This window comes from Kribbella qitaiheensis, assembly GCF_014217565.1.
GTDB classification, from domain to species: domain Bacteria; phylum Actinomycetota; class Actinomycetes; order Propionibacteriales; family Kribbellaceae; genus Kribbella; species Kribbella qitaiheensis_A.
The window spans coordinates 5,073,908-5,089,182 of sequence record NZ_CP043661.1; the positions used below are offsets into that span (position 1 = coordinate 5,073,908).

Sequence of the window (15,275 nt, forward strand, 5' to 3'; positions counted from 1 at the left end):
GGCGGCGGTGTGTGGACACCCGCCGCCACTTCTCTCCTGGCGACCCAGACGGGACTCGAACCCGCGACCTCCGCCGTGACAGGGCGGCACGCTAACCAACTGCGCTACTGGGCCAGATTGCTCGACGATGCTACACCATCTTTCGAGCCTTACTGACATCGGTCTTTCGACCGTATCCCCAACGGGATTCGAACCCGCGTTACCGCCTTGAAAGGGCAGCGTCCTAGGCCACTAGACGATGGGGACTCGGACCGCGGGAGCCGAAGCTCCAGGGACAGCCGTAAGCATAGAGGAGACCGGGCCGAGGTCCAAAACGAGTTCCTGACAAGGGCGTTCGGAGAGGGGAAGGCGGGGTGGGAAGCGGGCGTTCGGAGAGGGGAAGGCGGGTGGGAAGCGGGCGTTGGGAGGGGGGCACGTGGTGCGCGGGGTGTGGGAGATCGGGCGCACTACGTGCCGGTTCGTAGGGATCAGCTGCCGGGGGCGGTTGCGTCGGCGGTGATCTGGACGTCTGTGGCGTCGGGGCGGACCAGGTAGGGGAAGACTCGTTCGAAGTGGGCTGCGAAGAGCTTGGAGGATGCGGCCCTGCTGGCGGGCTCTCGGCGACGCCGAAGCCCCACAGGGCGCCCGGACGCGCTGGTTGGGCGTCCCGTGGTGATCGGGGAGTCGAAGCCGCAGTCGCCGATCTGGGCGAACATCTGGACGAGGTGCGAGACCCGCTTCCGCTGCCGGTTCTCGCCGGGTGCGTGGGTCAGGAAGTACGCGCTGAACGAGGCGGCCATCAGTTCCGTACGCCGGGTGGCTTCCGGCGCCGGCAGGTCGGACGCGAACAGCCCGTCCTGGTACTGGAGAACTCATGCCCGATGGTCGCCTGCGTGGTCACATCGGCCAGCCCGACCTGGGCGAACCCGTCGAGCACGCCGTCGCCGACGATGATCCGGTCCGGCACCAGCCCGACGCCCGGGGTCGGGGCGCCCTCGGAGCTGTTCGCGTAGGCGTTGAAGGTGAAGATCGTGTGCGCGCGAATCGGTTCAGCTGTTGGCGTCGCCGGCGACATGCTCTCCGACGTCTTGATTTCGATGTTCGGGCTGTCGCCGTATTTCAAAGCCGCGCTGTTCACCTCGGTGGCGATGAAGTTCGCCGTGTTCAACGACACATCCGGCGCCTGGCCGTAGAGCGTCGTGAAGACCTTGGTGACGCCGGGCCCGCGGGCGAGCATGCGCTGTGGAACACCTCACTACGCTGGCGGTGTGATCGAGATGAGCCGGCCGGACTTCGAGCTACTGGTGTCGGAGGCGCTCGACCAGGTGCCACCCGAACTGGCGGCCCTGATCGACAACGTCGCCGTCTTCGTCGAGGACGACGCCCCATCGAGCGATCCGCACCTGCTCGGCATCTACGAGGGCATCCCGCTGACCGAGCGCGGTCACTACTACGGCGGCGTACTGCCCGACCGGATCACCATCTACCGCAACCCGACCCTGTCCATCTGCGTGACCCACGAGGACGTCGTCGACGAGGTGAACATCACCGTCGTGCACGAGATCGCCCACCACTTCGGCATCGACGACGCCCGCCTGCATGCACTCGGCTACGGCTAATCTCAGCCCGTGCAGTCACCCTCACCGCAGACCAAGCTGCTCGGAGCCGCTGTGGCCTTCGCAGTACTGGTCGTCGGCGGTCTGATCATCCGGTACGCCGGGTCGTCCACCGAGCAGACCGAGCAGACCGCGGACACCCCGACCCCTTCTGCCCAGTCCGTGCCGCCCGCCGAGGTGGTCCCTTCCCGCAACCCGCGTCGCGACCCCGATGTCGACGCGGGCACCCCGATCAACTACGGCGTGTTCGTCACGATCCCCGAGGGCTGGGAGCGGGACAGCTTCAACGGCATCAGGGTGACCTCGCGGGGGCGTGGCGCCGCGCAGATCACCGTGTCGAACCATCCGGTCCCGACCGCCGGCCTCTTGCGGCCTGACGCCGAGACCTTCACCGACATGATGGTGCTGGAGAATCTGAAACTCGGAGCCGAGCAGCAGATCCCCGCACCCAACCTGAACACCTTCGATGCGGCCAGGATCAGCTTCACCAGCCACTACGTCGAGGACGGCGTGACCTATCGGTTCGCCGGGGACTGCACGAGGTTCCGCGGTCTTCCCGCCGTCAACGACGTCAGCGTGAGCATCTGCTACTTCGCCTACGCCGAAGACCTCGACGCCGTACGCGCCGAGGTGACCGCGATGACCGGGTCAGTGGCGCGCTCGATCTAGTGCGCCGCTATCGCTAACGGAACTTCTGACACGGCGCACTAGGAACGCTTGAAGAGCAGCTTCCAGGGCATCAGGGCCGACTCGATCTGGACCTGGAGGGTCATCTTCGAGGCGCCGATGGTGCGCTCCTCGAAGCGGATCGGGACCTCGGCGATCCGGAACCCACGGCGTACGGTCCGGTAGTTCATCTCGACCTGGAACGAGTATCCGTTGCTCTGGATCGAAGCCACGTCGATCGCGCGCAGGGTGTCGGCCTTCCAGGCCTTGAATCCGGCCGTGGCGTCCTTCACGTGCAGCCGCAGGATCGTGTTCACGTAGACGTTCGCGAACGCCGACAGCAGCCGCCGGTGCCAGGCCCACTCGGCCGCGGCGGATCCGCCCTCGACGTACCGGGAGCCGATCACCACGCCGGCGTCGGTCGTCCGGAGCGTCTCGACCATGATCGGGAGCACCGAGGACGGGTGGGACAGGTCGGCGTCCATCTGGATCACGATGTCCGCGTCCTCGGCCAGTGCCCGGCCGATGCCCGCGATGTAGGCGCGGCCGAGGCCGTCTTTCTCGGTCCGGTGCAGGACGGCGACCTGGTCCGGCGCCTTCGCGGCCAGCTCGTCGGCCACGTCACCGGTGCCGTCGGGGGAGTTGTCGTCCACCACCAGCATCCGCAGCCCGGGGAGCTGCAGATCCGACAGTAGGCCGGCTAGTACGGGCAGGTTGTCCCGCTCGTTGTAGGTCGGCACGACAACGATGATCTTGGAGGAGCTCTCGCCCATGGCCATCCTTCAGAAGCGGGGGGACACAGGACGCTACCAGTTGGTGGCGGCGGTCCGGGCGCACAGGGTTCGTCCGGACCGCCGCGCGGGCGGGTTGGATCCGATCAGCAGGCGGTCGCCCATTGGTCGACCAGCTCACTGACCAGGTGCAGCGCGACCAGGTGCATCTCCTGGATCCGGGCGGTTTCCTCGGCCGGTACGACGATCGCCAGGTCGGCCGCGGCCCGCCAGCGCGATCCCTCGGGTGGAGGTGAAGGCGACCGAGCACGCCCCGCGCGAACGGGCCATCGCGAGCCCCTTCACCACTGTCGGAGACGTGCCGGAGGTGGTGAAGCCGATCACCATGTCGTTGGGTCGCGCGAGCGCTTCTACCTGGCGGGAGAAGACTTCGTCGTACGAGTAGTCGTTGGAGATGCAACTTGTCACGGCCGCATCGCCGACCAGGGCAACGGCGGGCAGCGGCCGCCGTTCCCGCAGGTACCGGCCGATGAGTTCTCCGACCAGGTGCTGGGCGTCGGCAGCGGATCCGCCGTTGCCGTACGTGTAGAGCACTCCGCCCGAGTCCAGTCGGCGGATGAGCTCGTCGGCGACCTGTTGGATCGCGTCGAGTTGGCTGTGCATCGCGTAGGCGACCTCGGCGTGTCGCTCGAGCTGCCTGGCGATGACTCGGTCCACATAAATTTGGGTCATGTGGACGGTGGTACGCCAGTTTTGCTACTTGCGGGGAGCCGGTCCGGTAGATCCGCGCACAATTAGCCGGGGCGCGACCCTGATCGTGCGATGCCTGGCAGGCAATTCGTCCCGGATCCGGGCCAATAGCAATTGCGCACAGCTACGACCTATATCCACAGTGTGCTGATCCACGGTGGTGATTCCGGGCTGGACCAGTGACATCCAAGGCACGTCGTCGTACGCCGCGAGGCTGATCTTGTGCGGAATTCGCAGCTTGCGGTGCTTGATTTCGGCCAATGCGCCCTGTGCCAGCACGTTGTTCGCGGACAGGATCGCGGTGACGTGGTGGTCGTTCAGCAGCTCCCGGGTGCTTTCGCGGGCCGCCTCGGCGTCGAAGCTGGTGTAGACGATCAGGTCCTCGTCGAGATCAATCCCGGCGTGTTCGTGAGCTGCCCGGAATCCGGACAGCCGACCCGCTCCGGTGGACCATTTCGTCTCATCGATCAAGAGGCCGATCCGCTCGTGCCCGAGCCCGATCAGGTGCTCGGTCAGCTCCTGCGCGCCCGCCTTGTTGTCGCTCAGGACGGCGTCGCAGCCGTTCCGGCCGAGTCGGCGGTCCGCGCAGACCACGTGGATGCCGTTGTCCTGCAACATCTTCGAGCAGCCCGCGGCGACCGGCGTCACGATCACCCCGGCGACCTGCATCGCCAGCAGCGTCTCCGCCGCGTGCATCTCCTCGTCCGGGTCGCCGTTGTCGTTCACCAGGATCATCTGGTGGCCCTCGGACCGCAGGACCTCTTCGACCCCGGCGGCCAGATCGGCGTAGAACGGGTTGCGCAGGTCGGAGATCAGTACGCCGATCGCCGTCGACGTCCGGCTGCGCAGGTTCCGGGCCATGTGGTTCGGGACGTAGCCGAGCCGCTGAGCTACCTCCTGGACCCGTTCGCGGACCTCGCGGGAGGCGTAACCACGGGTGTGCAGCGCGCGCGAAACGGTCGACGGGGACACCCCCGCCTCCCGGGCGACGTCCTGCACGGTCGGCCGGCTCGCTGGCTTTCTCGAATCCCCAGTCACGCGGTCATCGTAGGGCCCAGGCCACCTTCCAGTACCCGTCCTGGCCCGAGTGGCTACTGGGAATCCATCGGTTCCATCGTGAGAAGGGCACCTCGCTGCCGCCCGTCAGGGCCGCGCAGAGCGCTGCAGATGAGCCGTACCGTGATCGCCCGACCGCGCCGGTTGACCGCCTCCAGCCGCGCCTCACTGGCCTTCTCCGGCTCGTTGAGCGCGTCGCGGATCAGCGGCCGCAGTACGTCGGCAGGCAGCCCGACATCCAGGTTGAGCAGGTGCCGGCCCTCGGCCTCGTCGCTGCGGACGCCCCACAGCTCCTGGGCGGCGGCGTTCCAGGCGAGCACCAGCATCTCGAGGTCGACCACGATCACCCCGGCCGTGAACGCGGTCAGAACGGACTCGAGGAAGTCGTTCGCGTCGTTCAATTCCGTACTACGTTCGCGCAGCGCCTCGTTGATGATCTGCAGTTCGTCGTTCGCCGACTGCAGTTCCTCGTTCATCGTCTCGAGTTCCTCGTTGGTGGACTGGAGTTCCTCGTTGGTGGTCTCCAGCTCCTCCACGGTCGACTGGAGCTCCTCGTTCGTGGTCTCCAGCTCCTCATTGGTGGACTGGAGTTCGGCGTTGGTGCTCTCCAGTTGCCGGTTCGCCCGGTCGATCTCCATCCGCAGCCCGCGGGTCGCGCTGACGTCGTGGAAGACCACCGATACGCCGAGCAGGTCGGTCCCTTCGGTCACCGGGTTGAGGTGCACCTCGAACCAGTGCACGACCCCACCGGGCCGGCCGAACTCGACCTCGGAGATCCGGACCGGCTTGCGCTCGGCGAACACCTGGTCCAGGTATTTGCGCAACGCCAGCGGCTGGTAGGAGACCTCCAGCTCGCGGATCGGCCGGCCGAGGTCGCGCCTGGTCAGGCCGAACAGGGCCGCCGCCTGATCGCTCTGCATCACCAGCGTGTCGTCTGTACCGATCACCAGCTGGGCGATCGGGCTCGCGGCGAAGGCGTACTCGTGCAGCCGCTCGGTCGGCCGCTCGTGCTCGGTCGGAGCAGGGGTGGTGCGGCCGGCGGCCACCCGCCGGTTGGCCACCCGCCGGAAGATCCGCTGCTTCAGGTCGATCGGCTCGAACAGCCGGGTCCGGCCGAGCAGCATCTCGGCCCGGCCCAGGAAGAGCACCCCGCGCGGAACCAGCGCGAAGTGGAAGCGGTTCAGCATCCGCTGCTGGGTCTCGGCGTTGAAGTACATCAACGTGTTGCGGCACAGCAGCAGATCCACCCGGGAGATCGGCGCGTCCTGGACCAGATCGTTGCGCCCGAAGATCACCGTCCGGCGCAGCTCCGGATGGAAGACGTACCGGCCGTCGCGGAGTTCGAAGTACTTCGCCCGCAGGTCGGCGGGCACGCCCTCGAGCTCGGCCTCCGGGTACGACGCCTGCCGGGCCTGGGCGAGCGCGTCGTCGTCGATGTCGGTGGCGTAGATCTTCACCTGTTTCAGGTAGTTGTCCAGGCCGAGCTCCTCGGCCAGCAGGATCGCCAGCGTGTAGGCCTCCTGGCCGGACGAGCAGCCGGTGCTCCAGGCCCGGAGCGGGTCACCCGGGCTCCGCTCGGTGAGCAGGGCTGGAATCACGTCGGTCCGCAGCACCCGCCAGGCCGCCGGGTCGCGGAAGAAGCTGGTGACGTTGATCAGGATCGTGTTGAACAGGGCGGTGAACTCGGCGGCGTCGACCTGCAGCAGATCGAGGTACTCGTGGTAGTCGCCGACCCCGACCTGATCCATCCGGTGCCGGATCCGGCGGACCAGGCTGGTCCGCTTGTAGCCGCTGAAGTCGAAGCCGCGGGACTCGCGGAGATAGTCGAGCAGGGCCTCGAAGTCCGCCTGCTCGTCCGTGGCGGGGGTGGTCACGCGGTCACGCTACTGCCCGTTGCGCCAGGCGTTGTTGATCGCCACTTTGGCGTTCGGCGGGGTGAGCCGGATGGTTGCCCAGACCACCTTGCCGCCGGTGGAGGTCTGACTGGCGCCCCAGGCGGTCGCCAGGTGAGTCACGATGCCCAGCCCGAGGCCGCTCTCCCGGGTGGTGCTGGGCGGGCGGCGGATCGGGAAGACCGGATCCCCGTCCGAGACGGCCACCGTGAGCAACCGCCGGCGTAGTTCGAGCCTGAGGTCGGCGTCGGTGCGCGCATGCCGTACGACGTTGCCGATCAGCTCCGACACGATCGCGACGGCGTCCTCAACTAGGTCCTCGCAGCGCCACAGTTCACACGTGGCGGCGACGAACCGGCGGGCGACGCGCGCGCTGTGCGGCTCCGGTGCCAGCCGGAGTCTGGTCAGCTGCCGGGCCGGTGGACTGTGCATCGAGGCGAGCGCCGAGGCGAGGTCCGCGAAGACCGGAATGAACCGGGCGACGATCGCCGACTGCAACTGGATCGCGCGGTCGTTCCGCTGGCCGGTGACGAGGATCAGTGGAATGCCCGACCAATCAGCGGTCTGCCTGGCGACCGCGGTGAAGACGCTGAGCGTGTAGGACCTGGCCAGGACGAGATCCTGCAACTGCACGATCACCGCGTCGGGCTGGTCTGCCAGCGTCTTGAACAGGAACGTCCGCAGTCGCGGGGCGGTGGCCACCTCGAGCACGCCGGACGGGCTGATCACGGCTGCCCCGCCAACGGTGCGGAGGGCGATCTGCAAGGGAATCCCTCGACTCATTGCCCGACGCCGCCGTCTCTGAGATTTTCGGATTCGCCCGCCGTCAGCCGGCCCCGAAGGAGCCTGGCCGCGGCTTTGGTCTCCTCCATGGAACCTGAATATCGCTCAGCTTGCGAGGTGTTGCCGCGTTCCCGTGCGGTCGCCGCCATCCGTTCGGCGAGGGAGGTCTTCTCGTCCAACGTGCGAAGGGCGGTCCAGAGGGCCGCTTGCAACTGCTGGTCGGTGGTGTCGAGCAGGGCGTCGGGCGACCAGGCGTGGCCGAGCTGACAGCGGAACCCGTTCTGGTCGGGGATCAGCATCGACAGCGCGCCGCCACAGTCCGGGCAGCTGAGATCCGCCGCCACGCCGAGGATGTGGCCGAGCTGGGTGCCGATCGCGGCGGCGGACAGCTGATGGTCGATGTCGACGTTGGCCAAGGCGTTGTCCGGCATCCCCCGGTACGCCGCGTCCTCCGGGTCCTGGACGATCGCCAGGCCGCCGCGAGACTTGATCGCGACCAGTCCGGCCGTACCGTCGTCGAGGACGCCGGACAGCACGACACCGACCACCGACGGGCCGCGATCCGCCGCGGCAGACCGGAAGAGGGCGTCGATCGAGGGGCGATGCCCGTTCTGGGCGGGAGCCTCGGACAGCACCAGGTGATCGGCACTGACCAGCAGGTGGTGGTCAGGCGTCGCGACGTACAGATGACCGTGTTGGATCGGCGTTCCGTCCTCGGCCGGATGGACCGGCAACGGGCTGACGGCGTCGAGAATGGAGGCGAGTGCGCTGGTACTGCCGGCTCGCAGGTGCAGCACGATCAGGACGGCGGCCGCCAGATCTCCGGGCAGCGCCGACACCAGCGTCCGTAAGGCCTCGACCCCGCCGGCGGACGCCCCGATGACGACCAGATCCCGGAGGGGCCCGACCGGCCTCATGGTCGGTCGCCGGCTGCCCTCGTCATCAGGCGCCGCCCTGGCGCAGTGCGTCCTCGGCCGAGGCGAAGATTCTGAACTGGCCGCCGAGCCCGGTGATGGACAGCGGACGGTCGACCGGACGGCCCACACCGACCAATGCGAGATCGATTCCATGTCGGCCCGCAAGTTGCCGCGCCTCAACCAGATTTCCCAACCCCGCGGAACTGCAGAACGTCACCGCGGACAGGTCGAGCAGCACCAGCCGGGCCGGCGGTACGACGGCCGCCCGGATCGCCTGGGCGGCGAACTCGGTACTGGCGATGTCGATCTCACCGGACATCCGGACGAGCATGACGCCGGGTTCGAGCTCCTCGGTCACGGCATCGAAGACCGTCCGGATCATCTCGTCGTCCGGTGACTCCGGTTGGCTCGTCACGGCGGTCCTCCCCGAGGCGTGCTCTGCGGACGCCGGTCGGTCCTGGCGTGGGAGAACGGCCCTGCCCTCACCGTATGCCCGAACGCTCCGCAGTCACAACGGTTACATGGGTAGCGACCTCGGAGCGTGATCAAGCGGATTAGCGTTGCCTGTCCTCAACGGCCCCGCAGCCTCAGTCCGGTTGTAGAGGTAGGTGGGGCGACGGGCAAGTGCGATAAACACTCTCCGGAAGGGATCTGGCACAAAGAGTGAGGCTCGCCTGGCGGTGTTCAATGACCACGACTGAAGGAGCTGTGATTTGAGTACGGTCGACGAGTTGTTGCGGGCGATCGACGACGCCGCGGATCCCGCCGTCGCAGCGGTGCTCGAGCGCTACTTCCAGCTCCAGCCCGGCGGCTACGGTTTCGGCGACCGGATGATCGGCGTCAAGCTCTCCACCTTGCGCGTCCTGCTGAAGCCCTACACCCGCGCCGGCCTACCGCTGCCCGACCTCGAGAAGGCCCTCGCCAGCCCGATCCACGAGCACCGCCTCGCCGTACTGGCCCACCTCGCCGACCGCGCAGCTCTCGCCATCAAACCCCGTACTGCGAACGCTGCCGAGCTGGCCGAGATCTACGCCCTCTACCTACGCAACACGCAGTACGTGAACAACTGGGATCTCGTCGACTGCAGCGCGCCCCAAATCGTCGGCGGCCACCTCCTCGACAAACCTCGCGATCCCCTCTATAAACTAGTTGCCTCCAGCAACTTCTGGGAACGCCGCATCGCCCTGGTCGCCACCCAGCGCCTGATCGGCGAAGGTCAGACAACCGACACCTACAGCCTCTCCGCGCTGGTCCTCGATGACCCCGAAGACCTGATCCACAAGGCCTCCGGCTGGATGCTCCGCGAAGCCGGCAAGCGAGTCGCCGAGCCCGACCTACTCACCTTCCTCGACACCCACGCCGCCGAAATGCCCCGAACCATGCTCCGCTACGCCATCGAACGCCTCCCGCCCGAAGTACGCAAGCACTACCTGGCGATGAAGGCCGCCAAAAAGTTGCCCTGAACAACAACGCGGCCCGCCGACCTCGCTGAGGTGAACGCGAACGAACTGATGCTCAGTGTGAACTAGGGCTGTTCGACAGCGGCGGAGATTCCAGGGCGCAATGCCGGTGGGAGTGGACGAGTACCGGCTTGCGCGGTTCTGGACGGTGGTCGGCCAGGGTGATCCAGGCCAGTACTGCGCCACCTACCGCCAGGGCGGCGGAGATCACCATGGCCGTCATGAAGCTGTGGCCGAAGGCGACGGGGTCTCGGTAGGAGTCGCCGGTGATCCCTGCGGCCAGCGGGATCGCGGCGACTGCCATCAGTTGGGCTGACCGAGCTACCGCGTTGTTCACGCCGGAAGCGATGCCGGCGTGATGGTCCTCGACCGACGACAACACGGTCGCGGTCAACGGTGCGACCGTGCACACCAATCCGAGCCCCAGTACGACGACCGCCGGCAGTACGTCGGTGAAGTACCCCGACCCGGGCCCGATCCGCCGCATCAGCAGGAATCCACCCGCCATCAGCACCGGGCCGATCGTCATGGGCAGCCGAGCGCCGATCCGCTCGGACAGGCTGCCCGCGTACCCCGACAAGCTCAGCATCAGCAAAGTCATCGGCAACAACGAGGCGCCGGCTCGCAAGGCGTCGTACCCGAGGACCGTCTGCAGGTAGACCACTACCAGGAAAGTCGCCGTCCCCAACGCCCCGTAGACGACGACCGTCACCAGATTCGCGCCGGTGAAGCGGAGGTTCTTGAAGATGCCCGGTGGCAGCATCGGGTGCGAGCTGCGCCGTTCGACCTCGACGAACACCGCGAGACCGGCGACACCGATCACCAGACTGGCCAGTACTGCGGGGTCGCCGAACCCGCGATCCCCGGCGCTGATCAGACCGAGCGTCACCCCGGCCAGCCCGATGGTCGCGAGCAGAGCGCCACTGATGTCGAGCTTCCCGGTGGAGTCTTCGTCACGAGTGTCCGGGACGTGCCGCATCGCGACCAGGACGGTGGCCAGCGCGAGCGGCAGGTTGATCAGGAAGATCAGCCGCCAGGAGCCGTGGTCCACCAGCGTGCCGCCGACGAACGGTCCGATCGCGGCCGCGACGGAGGTAAGGCCGGACCAGGCTCCGACCGCCTTGCCGCGGTCCGAGTGACGGAAGCTGGTCTGCAGGATCGCCAGACTGCCAGGAGTGAGCAGCGCGCCGCCGATACCTTGCAGTACCCGGCCGCCGATCATCACCTCGAGCGTCGGCGCCAGCGCGCAGACAGCAGAGGCAAGAGCGAACCAGATCACCCCGACGACGAAGAGCCGGCGGCGGCCGAGGCGGTCGCCGAGCGAGCCGCTGAGCAGGATCAGCGAGGCCAGCATCAGCATGTAGCCGTTCACGATCCACTGCAGCCCGGCGATCCCCGCATCGAGGTCGTCGCCCATCGCCGGCAGGGCGACGTTCACCACCGTGCCGTCCAGGAAGGCCATCCCGGATCCGAGCGCTGTGGCCGCCAGCACCCACCTGGCCCGAGCCGTACCGAAAGCGATCCGATCCGTTTCCTCAGGCTGTGCATCCACCATCTGCACAGAGTAGGCGTCACGGCTGCAGCGGTAGATCCAATTGCAGTACTGCGAGGGCCTGGCCGGCGGGGATGCCCGGCTGGACCGTCATGCCGGGCGGCTCGCCGACGGCGCAGCGCGTCTCGGCCAGCATCGGGCAGGTCGCGTTCTGCAGGCCGCCGCCGGACACGATCAGGTCGGTCGGCAAGGTGCTGTCGACGTCGGCCGTGAGCGGTTTGATCGCGGCCGAAGCGCGTCCCGTGCTCGACGGGACCCGCCGAACCACCGACCCGCTGAGGCGGTACGTCAGCTTGAACTTGGTTGGCGACGTGATCATCGGCAGCTCCTGGGAGCCGCTCACCATGGCCTGATTCACCGGAACGGGGTCGCCGTCCGCCAGCACCGTCAGACTGCTCACCTGCGGCTTGGTCGGCATCATCATCCCCGGCAGTTCCTCACCGGAGTCAGGCAGCCGCAGCGGCAAGGTGGCGACAGCACTGCGCACGACCACGTCTTCAGTGATGTCGAAGCTTCCGTCACCCCTCGGTACTGCGGCCAGCCGGATCCCCGGTGCCGTCAGCCCCGGCCCCTCGGGGGTCGGTGGTGCCTGGACCGACGCGGAACCGCCGCCGTTGGCCAGCGGTCCGGGACTCGGCGCGGTCGGCGCGCTGTTCTCGGCTGAGCATGCGGCGGTAGCGCTGAGCCCCAGTGCCAGCGCTACCAGTGCAAGTCCTTTGAGCATGGACATCGGACATCGCCCCCCAAAGACCCGGCCACTACCTCTGGTGGCCGGATCGACTTCCGCATACGATACGCCGGAATTGGAGCATGCCAATATTTCGGAATGTCATTTCTGAGGGGGTATGAAATGCGGGAACGGAGCGTATTCGGATCATTCCGGAGGGTCGCCGAAACGTCATCGAATATCAAGGCGATGATTTCGAGAAGCCGAGGTCCGCATTATCGTAGGGTAATTTCGCTGGCGCTCGCGGTGATGATCGCCGCTGCGACGGCGTTGCTCGCCGTACCGGCTGATGCGGCCGGCAAGGGAGTGCTGCACGTCATCCAGGGGCTGCCGGGCCGGTCGCTCGACATCTCGGTCGACGGTAGGACGGTGGCTCGCGGGGTGAAGGCGGCCGAGATTGTCGGTCCGCTGGATGTGGCTGCCGGACAGCGGAAAGTGACCGCGCGCGAAGGCGGCAAGGTGGTGATCGAGCGGGTCGTCACGGTAGGTGCTGACAGCAACCTCGATGTGGTCGTCCACCGGCCGGCCGCGCCGACGGCGGCACCGGTCATCACCACCTATGCGAACAAGCTGACCGGTATCCCGAAGGACAAAGCCGCGCTCCGGGTCGCGCATACGGCCGCGGTCGGACCGGCCGACATCCGGGTCAACGGCAAGGTCCTGTTCGCGAATGTGGCGAACGGGGAATCACTCGACGTAGTCGTACCGGCCGGTACCTATTCGGTCGAAATCGTGCCCGCCGGCGCGACCTCACCGGTCATTCTCGGGCCGCTGGCTTTACCAGTCAAAGCGGGCTATCTGACCCGGGTGTTCGCGATCGGTGAGCCGAACTCGAAGACGATGAACGTCACGGTGACGTCGCTGCGGCTGCCCAGCGCCGGGTCGGACCGGCCGAACCTGGTGAACACGGGGACCGGTGGCCAGGCCGCCGGGCTGGTGAACGGCGAGCAGTCGCCGGTGGCACCGATCGCACTGGTCGCCCTGCTGCTGGTGGGCGCGTCGTTGCTGACCATACGGAAGGTTGTGCGTCGCTGAGGGGCATCCTGCTCGGACTGCTGTTGGCCTGTCTGGCCCTGGAGGGGTGTGCCGCACAGGTCGACCAAGCAGTTCCGACTCCTGGCGAGGCCGGCGGCGTACCGGCTGGTGAACAGTCGGCGCCGCCGTCGGGGGTGCCCGGAAGGGTCGGCACGCCGGCCGCGAGCCAGCGGATCCGGTTCGTGCCGACCGAGGTGGTGCTGCCCGGCGGTCACCGCGCGAAGGTGCAACCGGCCAGCACGGTGAGCGGCAAGCTAGTGGTGCCTGAGCATGTCCAGCGGGTCGGCTGGTGGGACGGCGGCGCCGAGGCGGGCGATCCGTTCGGGTCTGTGGTGCTGGCCGGCCATGTCGACTCGGCCACGGAAGGTATCGGCTTTTTCGTCCGGTTGAAGCAGGTCAAACCCGGCGAAGTGGTGGTGCTGCAGGGCTCGGGACACACCGCGCGGTACCGGATTTCGTCGGTGATGTCAGTTCCCAAGAATGCACTCGCGACGACCAGCGGCGCATTCAATCAAACGGGTGATCACCGATTGATATTGATTACCTGCACCGGTTCTTATGACCGGAGCAAAGGCGGCTATAAGGAGAACCTCGTGGTCACGGCGGCCACTGTCGGGCTGGCCAGGTAGATCTTGTCCTACCCCCGGTGGGGGACTTTGCTCCCTGGTGAGCGGGCGGCGGGCGGTCGAGGGTTGCGGGTATGGACTCACAGACGTTCCGACCTGCCCGCCGGCTCCTGATCGGCGTCGGTCTCGCTGCCGGACTTGTCGCCGCTCCGCTCTCCGCGCCGCTGGCCGCGACGGCGGCAATCACGATCGATGGTGTGTGGCAGACCGAGGGCTACGGCCTGATCCTTGCCGTCGACAATGGCAAGGCACAGCTCTACCCGACCACCAGCATCAGCTGTACGACGCCCACCGCCTACGAGCAGGACGGCAACCGGTTCACCGCCGAAGGGGAGCAGGCCTTCACCGTCAAGGTGACCCGTGATCGAGGCCTCCTGCATGTCGAGGGCGATGTCGGCGACAAACACCTTCGCCGGTTGGCCAAACTCCCCTCCACCTGTACTGCGCCGGCTCCGACCGGACCCCTCGCGGTATTCGACCAGTTCTGGACCGACTATGCCGAGAACTACCCGTTCTTCCGGGCCAAGGGGATCGACTGGCGCGCGGTACGGACGAAGTACCGGCCGCAGGTCAAGCCCGGGATGCCGGACGACGCGCTGTTCGAGCTGCTCGCCTCGATGATCCGGCCGCTGGGGGACGCGCACACCGCGATCCGGAGCCCGGACGAGAAGTTCGAGTACGGCGGCGTACGGCCCGGGACGACCTTCCCGAGTGAGGAGCTCGAAGCGAAGCTGCGGCCGTACATCGAGAGCACCGCGCTCAAGGGCAGCACCTACACGTCGTACGCGAATGACCGGATCGGGTACGCCGACCTGCCGGGACGGATCGGCTACCTGCGGGTGATCGCGTTCCTCGGCTACGGCAACATCCCTGACTACAACGCCGAGCGCAAGACCTTGAACCAGGCCCTCGACCAGGCGCTGGCCGGCGCCGCGAACCTCCGTGGGCTGATCCTCGACCTGCGGATCAACGGCGGTGGATCCGACCAGCTCGCACTGGATGTCGCGGCGCGGCTGACGGACAAGCCGTTCTTCGCCTACTTCAAGCGAGCCCGGAACGACCCGCGGGACGCGTCGTCCTTCACCACGCCGCAGCCGCTCTTCGTACAGCCGGGCCAAGGACCCCGGTACGCCGGTCCGATGGTGATCCTCACCGGCGGTTCGCAGATGAGCGCGGGCGAGACCTTCACCCAGGCGATGATGAACCGCTCGCCGCGACCGGTCCGGGTCGGGCAGAACACCCAGGGCGTCTTCTCCGACACCCTTCAGCGCACCCTGCCGAACGGCTGGGACTACATCCTCCCGAACGAGGAGTTCCGCACCCTGGACTGGAAGGCCTTCGACGGCCCCGGCATCCCGCCGGACGTCCGCAGGCCGGTCTTCACCCCGGCGGAGTTCGCCGCCGGTCGCGACAGTGCCTTCGCCACCGCTCTCGCCCTCCTCAAACGAAAATAGCCCTTGCGTCCGAAGAGGCGAGGGTCTTGCC

The 15,275-nt window shown here is 67.4% G+C and carries 17 protein-coding genes and 2 tRNA genes; 6 read left to right on the plus strand and 13 right to left on the minus strand.

From position 1 onward, the window contains the following. Positions 1–37: 37 nt before the first annotated feature. The 4 genes from F1D05_RS24020 to F1D05_RS24035 all read right to left on the minus strand — a co-directional run bounded on the left by F1D05_RS24020 (position 38) and on the right by F1D05_RS24035 (position 1,216). Positions 38–114, minus strand: a tRNA-Asp gene (locus F1D05_RS24020). A gap of 59 nt (positions 115–173) precedes the next feature. After that, positions 174–246 (minus strand) — tRNA-Glu (locus tag F1D05_RS24025). A gap of 221 nt (positions 247–467) precedes the next feature. Next, positions 468–779 (minus strand): hypothetical protein, encoded by a 312-nt coding sequence (locus tag F1D05_RS24030; protein WP_185442615.1) that lies wholly within the window; start codon positions 777–779, stop codon positions 468–470. After that, positions 779–1,216 carry a hypothetical protein gene (locus F1D05_RS24035; RefSeq protein WP_185442617.1) on the minus strand — a complete coding sequence of 146 codons (438 nt, stop codon included), beginning with the start codon at positions 1,214–1,216 and terminating at the stop codon, positions 779–781. The genes F1D05_RS24030 and F1D05_RS24035 overlap by 1 nt, the downstream gene beginning before the upstream one ends. 40 nt (positions 1,217–1,256) lie before the next feature. Between F1D05_RS24035 and F1D05_RS24040 the strand changes: the two genes are divergently transcribed. Next, positions 1,257–1,598 carry a metallopeptidase family protein gene (locus tag F1D05_RS24040; protein WP_428995038.1) on the plus strand — a complete coding sequence of 114 codons (342 nt, stop codon included), beginning with the start codon at positions 1,257–1,259 and terminating at the stop codon, positions 1,596–1,598. A 9-nt stretch (positions 1,599–1,607) separates the two neighbouring features. Next, complete coding sequence (locus F1D05_RS24045; RefSeq protein ID WP_185442621.1) at positions 1,608–2,264, plus strand: hypothetical protein; 657 nt, start codon at positions 1,608–1,610, stop codon at positions 2,262–2,264. 38 nt (positions 2,265–2,302) lie between these two features. Here the strand turns inward: F1D05_RS24045 and F1D05_RS24050 are convergent, their stop codons facing one another. The 7 genes from F1D05_RS24050 to F1D05_RS24080 form a co-directional block, all read right to left on the minus strand. After that, positions 2,303–3,034: a polyprenol monophosphomannose synthase gene (locus F1D05_RS24050; RefSeq protein WP_185442623.1), complete on the minus strand. Its 732-nt coding sequence runs from the start codon at positions 3,032–3,034 to the stop codon at positions 2,303–2,305. A gap of 135 nt (positions 3,035–3,169) precedes the next feature. After that, positions 3,170–3,724 (minus strand): D-sedoheptulose-7-phosphate isomerase, encoded by a 555-nt coding sequence (locus tag F1D05_RS24055; protein WP_246485918.1) that lies wholly within the window; start codon positions 3,722–3,724, stop codon positions 3,170–3,172. 24 nt (positions 3,725–3,748) lie between these two features. Continuing rightward, the gene (locus tag F1D05_RS24060) at positions 3,749–4,780 is read right to left on the minus strand and encodes a LacI family DNA-binding transcriptional regulator (RefSeq protein WP_185442625.1); all 1,032 of its coding nucleotides are present in this window, start codon (positions 4,778–4,780) and stop codon (positions 3,749–3,751) included. 53 nt (positions 4,781–4,833) lie between these two features. Continuing rightward, on the minus strand, positions 4,834–6,672 hold the full coding sequence (locus F1D05_RS24065) for a CheR family methyltransferase (RefSeq protein WP_185442627.1): 1,839 nt from the start codon (positions 6,670–6,672) through the stop codon (positions 4,834–4,836). 9 nt (positions 6,673–6,681) lie between these two features. Then, on the minus strand, positions 6,682–7,473 hold the full coding sequence (locus tag F1D05_RS24070) for an ATP-binding protein (RefSeq protein ID WP_185442629.1): 792 nt from the start codon (positions 7,471–7,473) through the stop codon (positions 6,682–6,684). Then, entirely contained in the window at positions 7,470–8,390 is a 921-nt protein-coding gene (locus tag F1D05_RS24075) for a chemotaxis protein CheB (protein WP_185442631.1), read from the minus strand. The genes F1D05_RS24070 and F1D05_RS24075 overlap by 4 nt, the downstream gene beginning before the upstream one ends. 25 nt (positions 8,391–8,415) lie before the next feature. Continuing rightward, complete coding sequence (locus F1D05_RS24080) at positions 8,416–8,805, minus strand: STAS domain-containing protein (protein WP_185442633.1); 390 nt, start codon at positions 8,803–8,805, stop codon at positions 8,416–8,418. A gap of 298 nt (positions 8,806–9,103) precedes the next feature. Between F1D05_RS24080 and F1D05_RS24085 the strand changes: the two genes are divergently transcribed. Further along, the gene (locus F1D05_RS24085; RefSeq protein WP_185442635.1) at positions 9,104–9,853 is read left to right on the plus strand and encodes a DNA alkylation repair protein; all 750 of its coding nucleotides are present in this window, start codon (positions 9,104–9,106) and stop codon (positions 9,851–9,853) included. A gap of 52 nt (positions 9,854–9,905) precedes the next feature. Here F1D05_RS24085 and F1D05_RS24090 read toward each other — a convergent pair whose 3' ends face one another. Next, the gene (locus tag F1D05_RS24090; RefSeq protein WP_185442636.1) at positions 9,906–11,405 is read right to left on the minus strand and encodes an MFS transporter; all 1,500 of its coding nucleotides are present in this window, start codon (positions 11,403–11,405) and stop codon (positions 9,906–9,908) included. 16 nt (positions 11,406–11,421) lie between these two features. After that, positions 11,422–12,132, minus strand: coding sequence for a hypothetical protein (locus F1D05_RS24095; RefSeq protein WP_185442638.1), 711 nt, complete (start codon positions 12,130–12,132; stop codon positions 11,422–11,424). A 246-nt stretch (positions 12,133–12,378) separates the two neighbouring features. Here F1D05_RS24095 and F1D05_RS24100 point away from each other — a divergent pair, with 246 nt between their 5' ends. The 3 genes from F1D05_RS24100 (at position 12,379) to F1D05_RS24110 (ending at position 15,244) form a co-directional block, all read left to right on the plus strand. Next, a complete protein-coding gene (locus F1D05_RS24100; RefSeq protein ID WP_246485919.1) occupies positions 12,379–13,164 on the plus strand; it encodes a DUF4397 domain-containing protein in 786 nt (261 codons plus the stop codon). Between the two features lie 182 nt (positions 13,165–13,346). Then, positions 13,347–13,793 carry a class F sortase gene (locus F1D05_RS24105; RefSeq protein ID WP_246485920.1) on the plus strand — a complete coding sequence of 149 codons (447 nt, stop codon included), beginning with the start codon at positions 13,347–13,349 and terminating at the stop codon, positions 13,791–13,793. Between the two features lie 71 nt (positions 13,794–13,864). Then, positions 13,865–15,244: a S41 family peptidase gene (locus F1D05_RS24110; RefSeq protein WP_185442640.1), complete on the plus strand. Its 1,380-nt coding sequence runs from the start codon at positions 13,865–13,867 to the stop codon at positions 15,242–15,244. Positions 15,245–15,275: the final 31 nt, after the last annotated feature.

Excerpts from the sequence above, each read along its gene's own strand:
- F1D05_RS24030 (WP_185442615.1), bottom strand. The coding sequence starts at position 779 with ATGGCCGCCTCGTTCAGCGCGTACTTCCTGACCCACGCACCCGGCGAG.
- F1D05_RS24035 (WP_185442617.1), bottom strand. The coding sequence starts at position 1,216 with ATGCTCGCCCGCGGGCCCGGCGTCACCAAGGTCTTCACGACGCTCTAC.
- F1D05_RS24040 (WP_428995038.1), top strand. The coding sequence starts at position 1,257 with ATGAGCCGGCCGGACTTCGAGCTACTGGTGTCGGAGGCGCTCGACCAG.
- F1D05_RS24050 (WP_185442623.1), bottom strand. The coding sequence starts at position 3,034 with ATGGGCGAGAGCTCCTCCAAGATCATCGTTGTCGTGCCGACCTACAAC.
- F1D05_RS24055 (WP_246485918.1), bottom strand. The coding sequence starts at position 3,724 with ATGACCCAAATTTATGTGGACCGAGTCATCGCCAGGCAGCTCGAGCGA.
- F1D05_RS24070 (WP_185442629.1), bottom strand. The coding sequence starts at position 7,473 with ATGAGTCGAGGGATTCCCTTGCAGATCGCCCTCCGCACCGTTGGCGGG.
- F1D05_RS24075 (WP_185442631.1), bottom strand. The coding sequence starts at position 8,390 with ATGAGGCCGGTCGGGCCCCTCCGGGATCTGGTCGTCATCGGGGCGTCC.
- F1D05_RS24090 (WP_185442636.1), bottom strand. The coding sequence starts at position 11,405 with ATGGTGGATGCACAGCCTGAGGAAACGGATCGGATCGCTTTCGGTACG.
- F1D05_RS24095 (WP_185442638.1), bottom strand. The coding sequence starts at position 12,132 with ATGTCCATGCTCAAAGGACTTGCACTGGTAGCGCTGGCACTGGGGCTC.
- F1D05_RS24100 (WP_246485919.1), top strand. The coding sequence starts at position 12,379 with ATGATCGCCGCTGCGACGGCGTTGCTCGCCGTACCGGCTGATGCGGCC.
- F1D05_RS24110 (WP_185442640.1), top strand. The coding sequence starts at position 13,865 with ATGGACTCACAGACGTTCCGACCTGCCCGCCGGCTCCTGATCGGCGTC.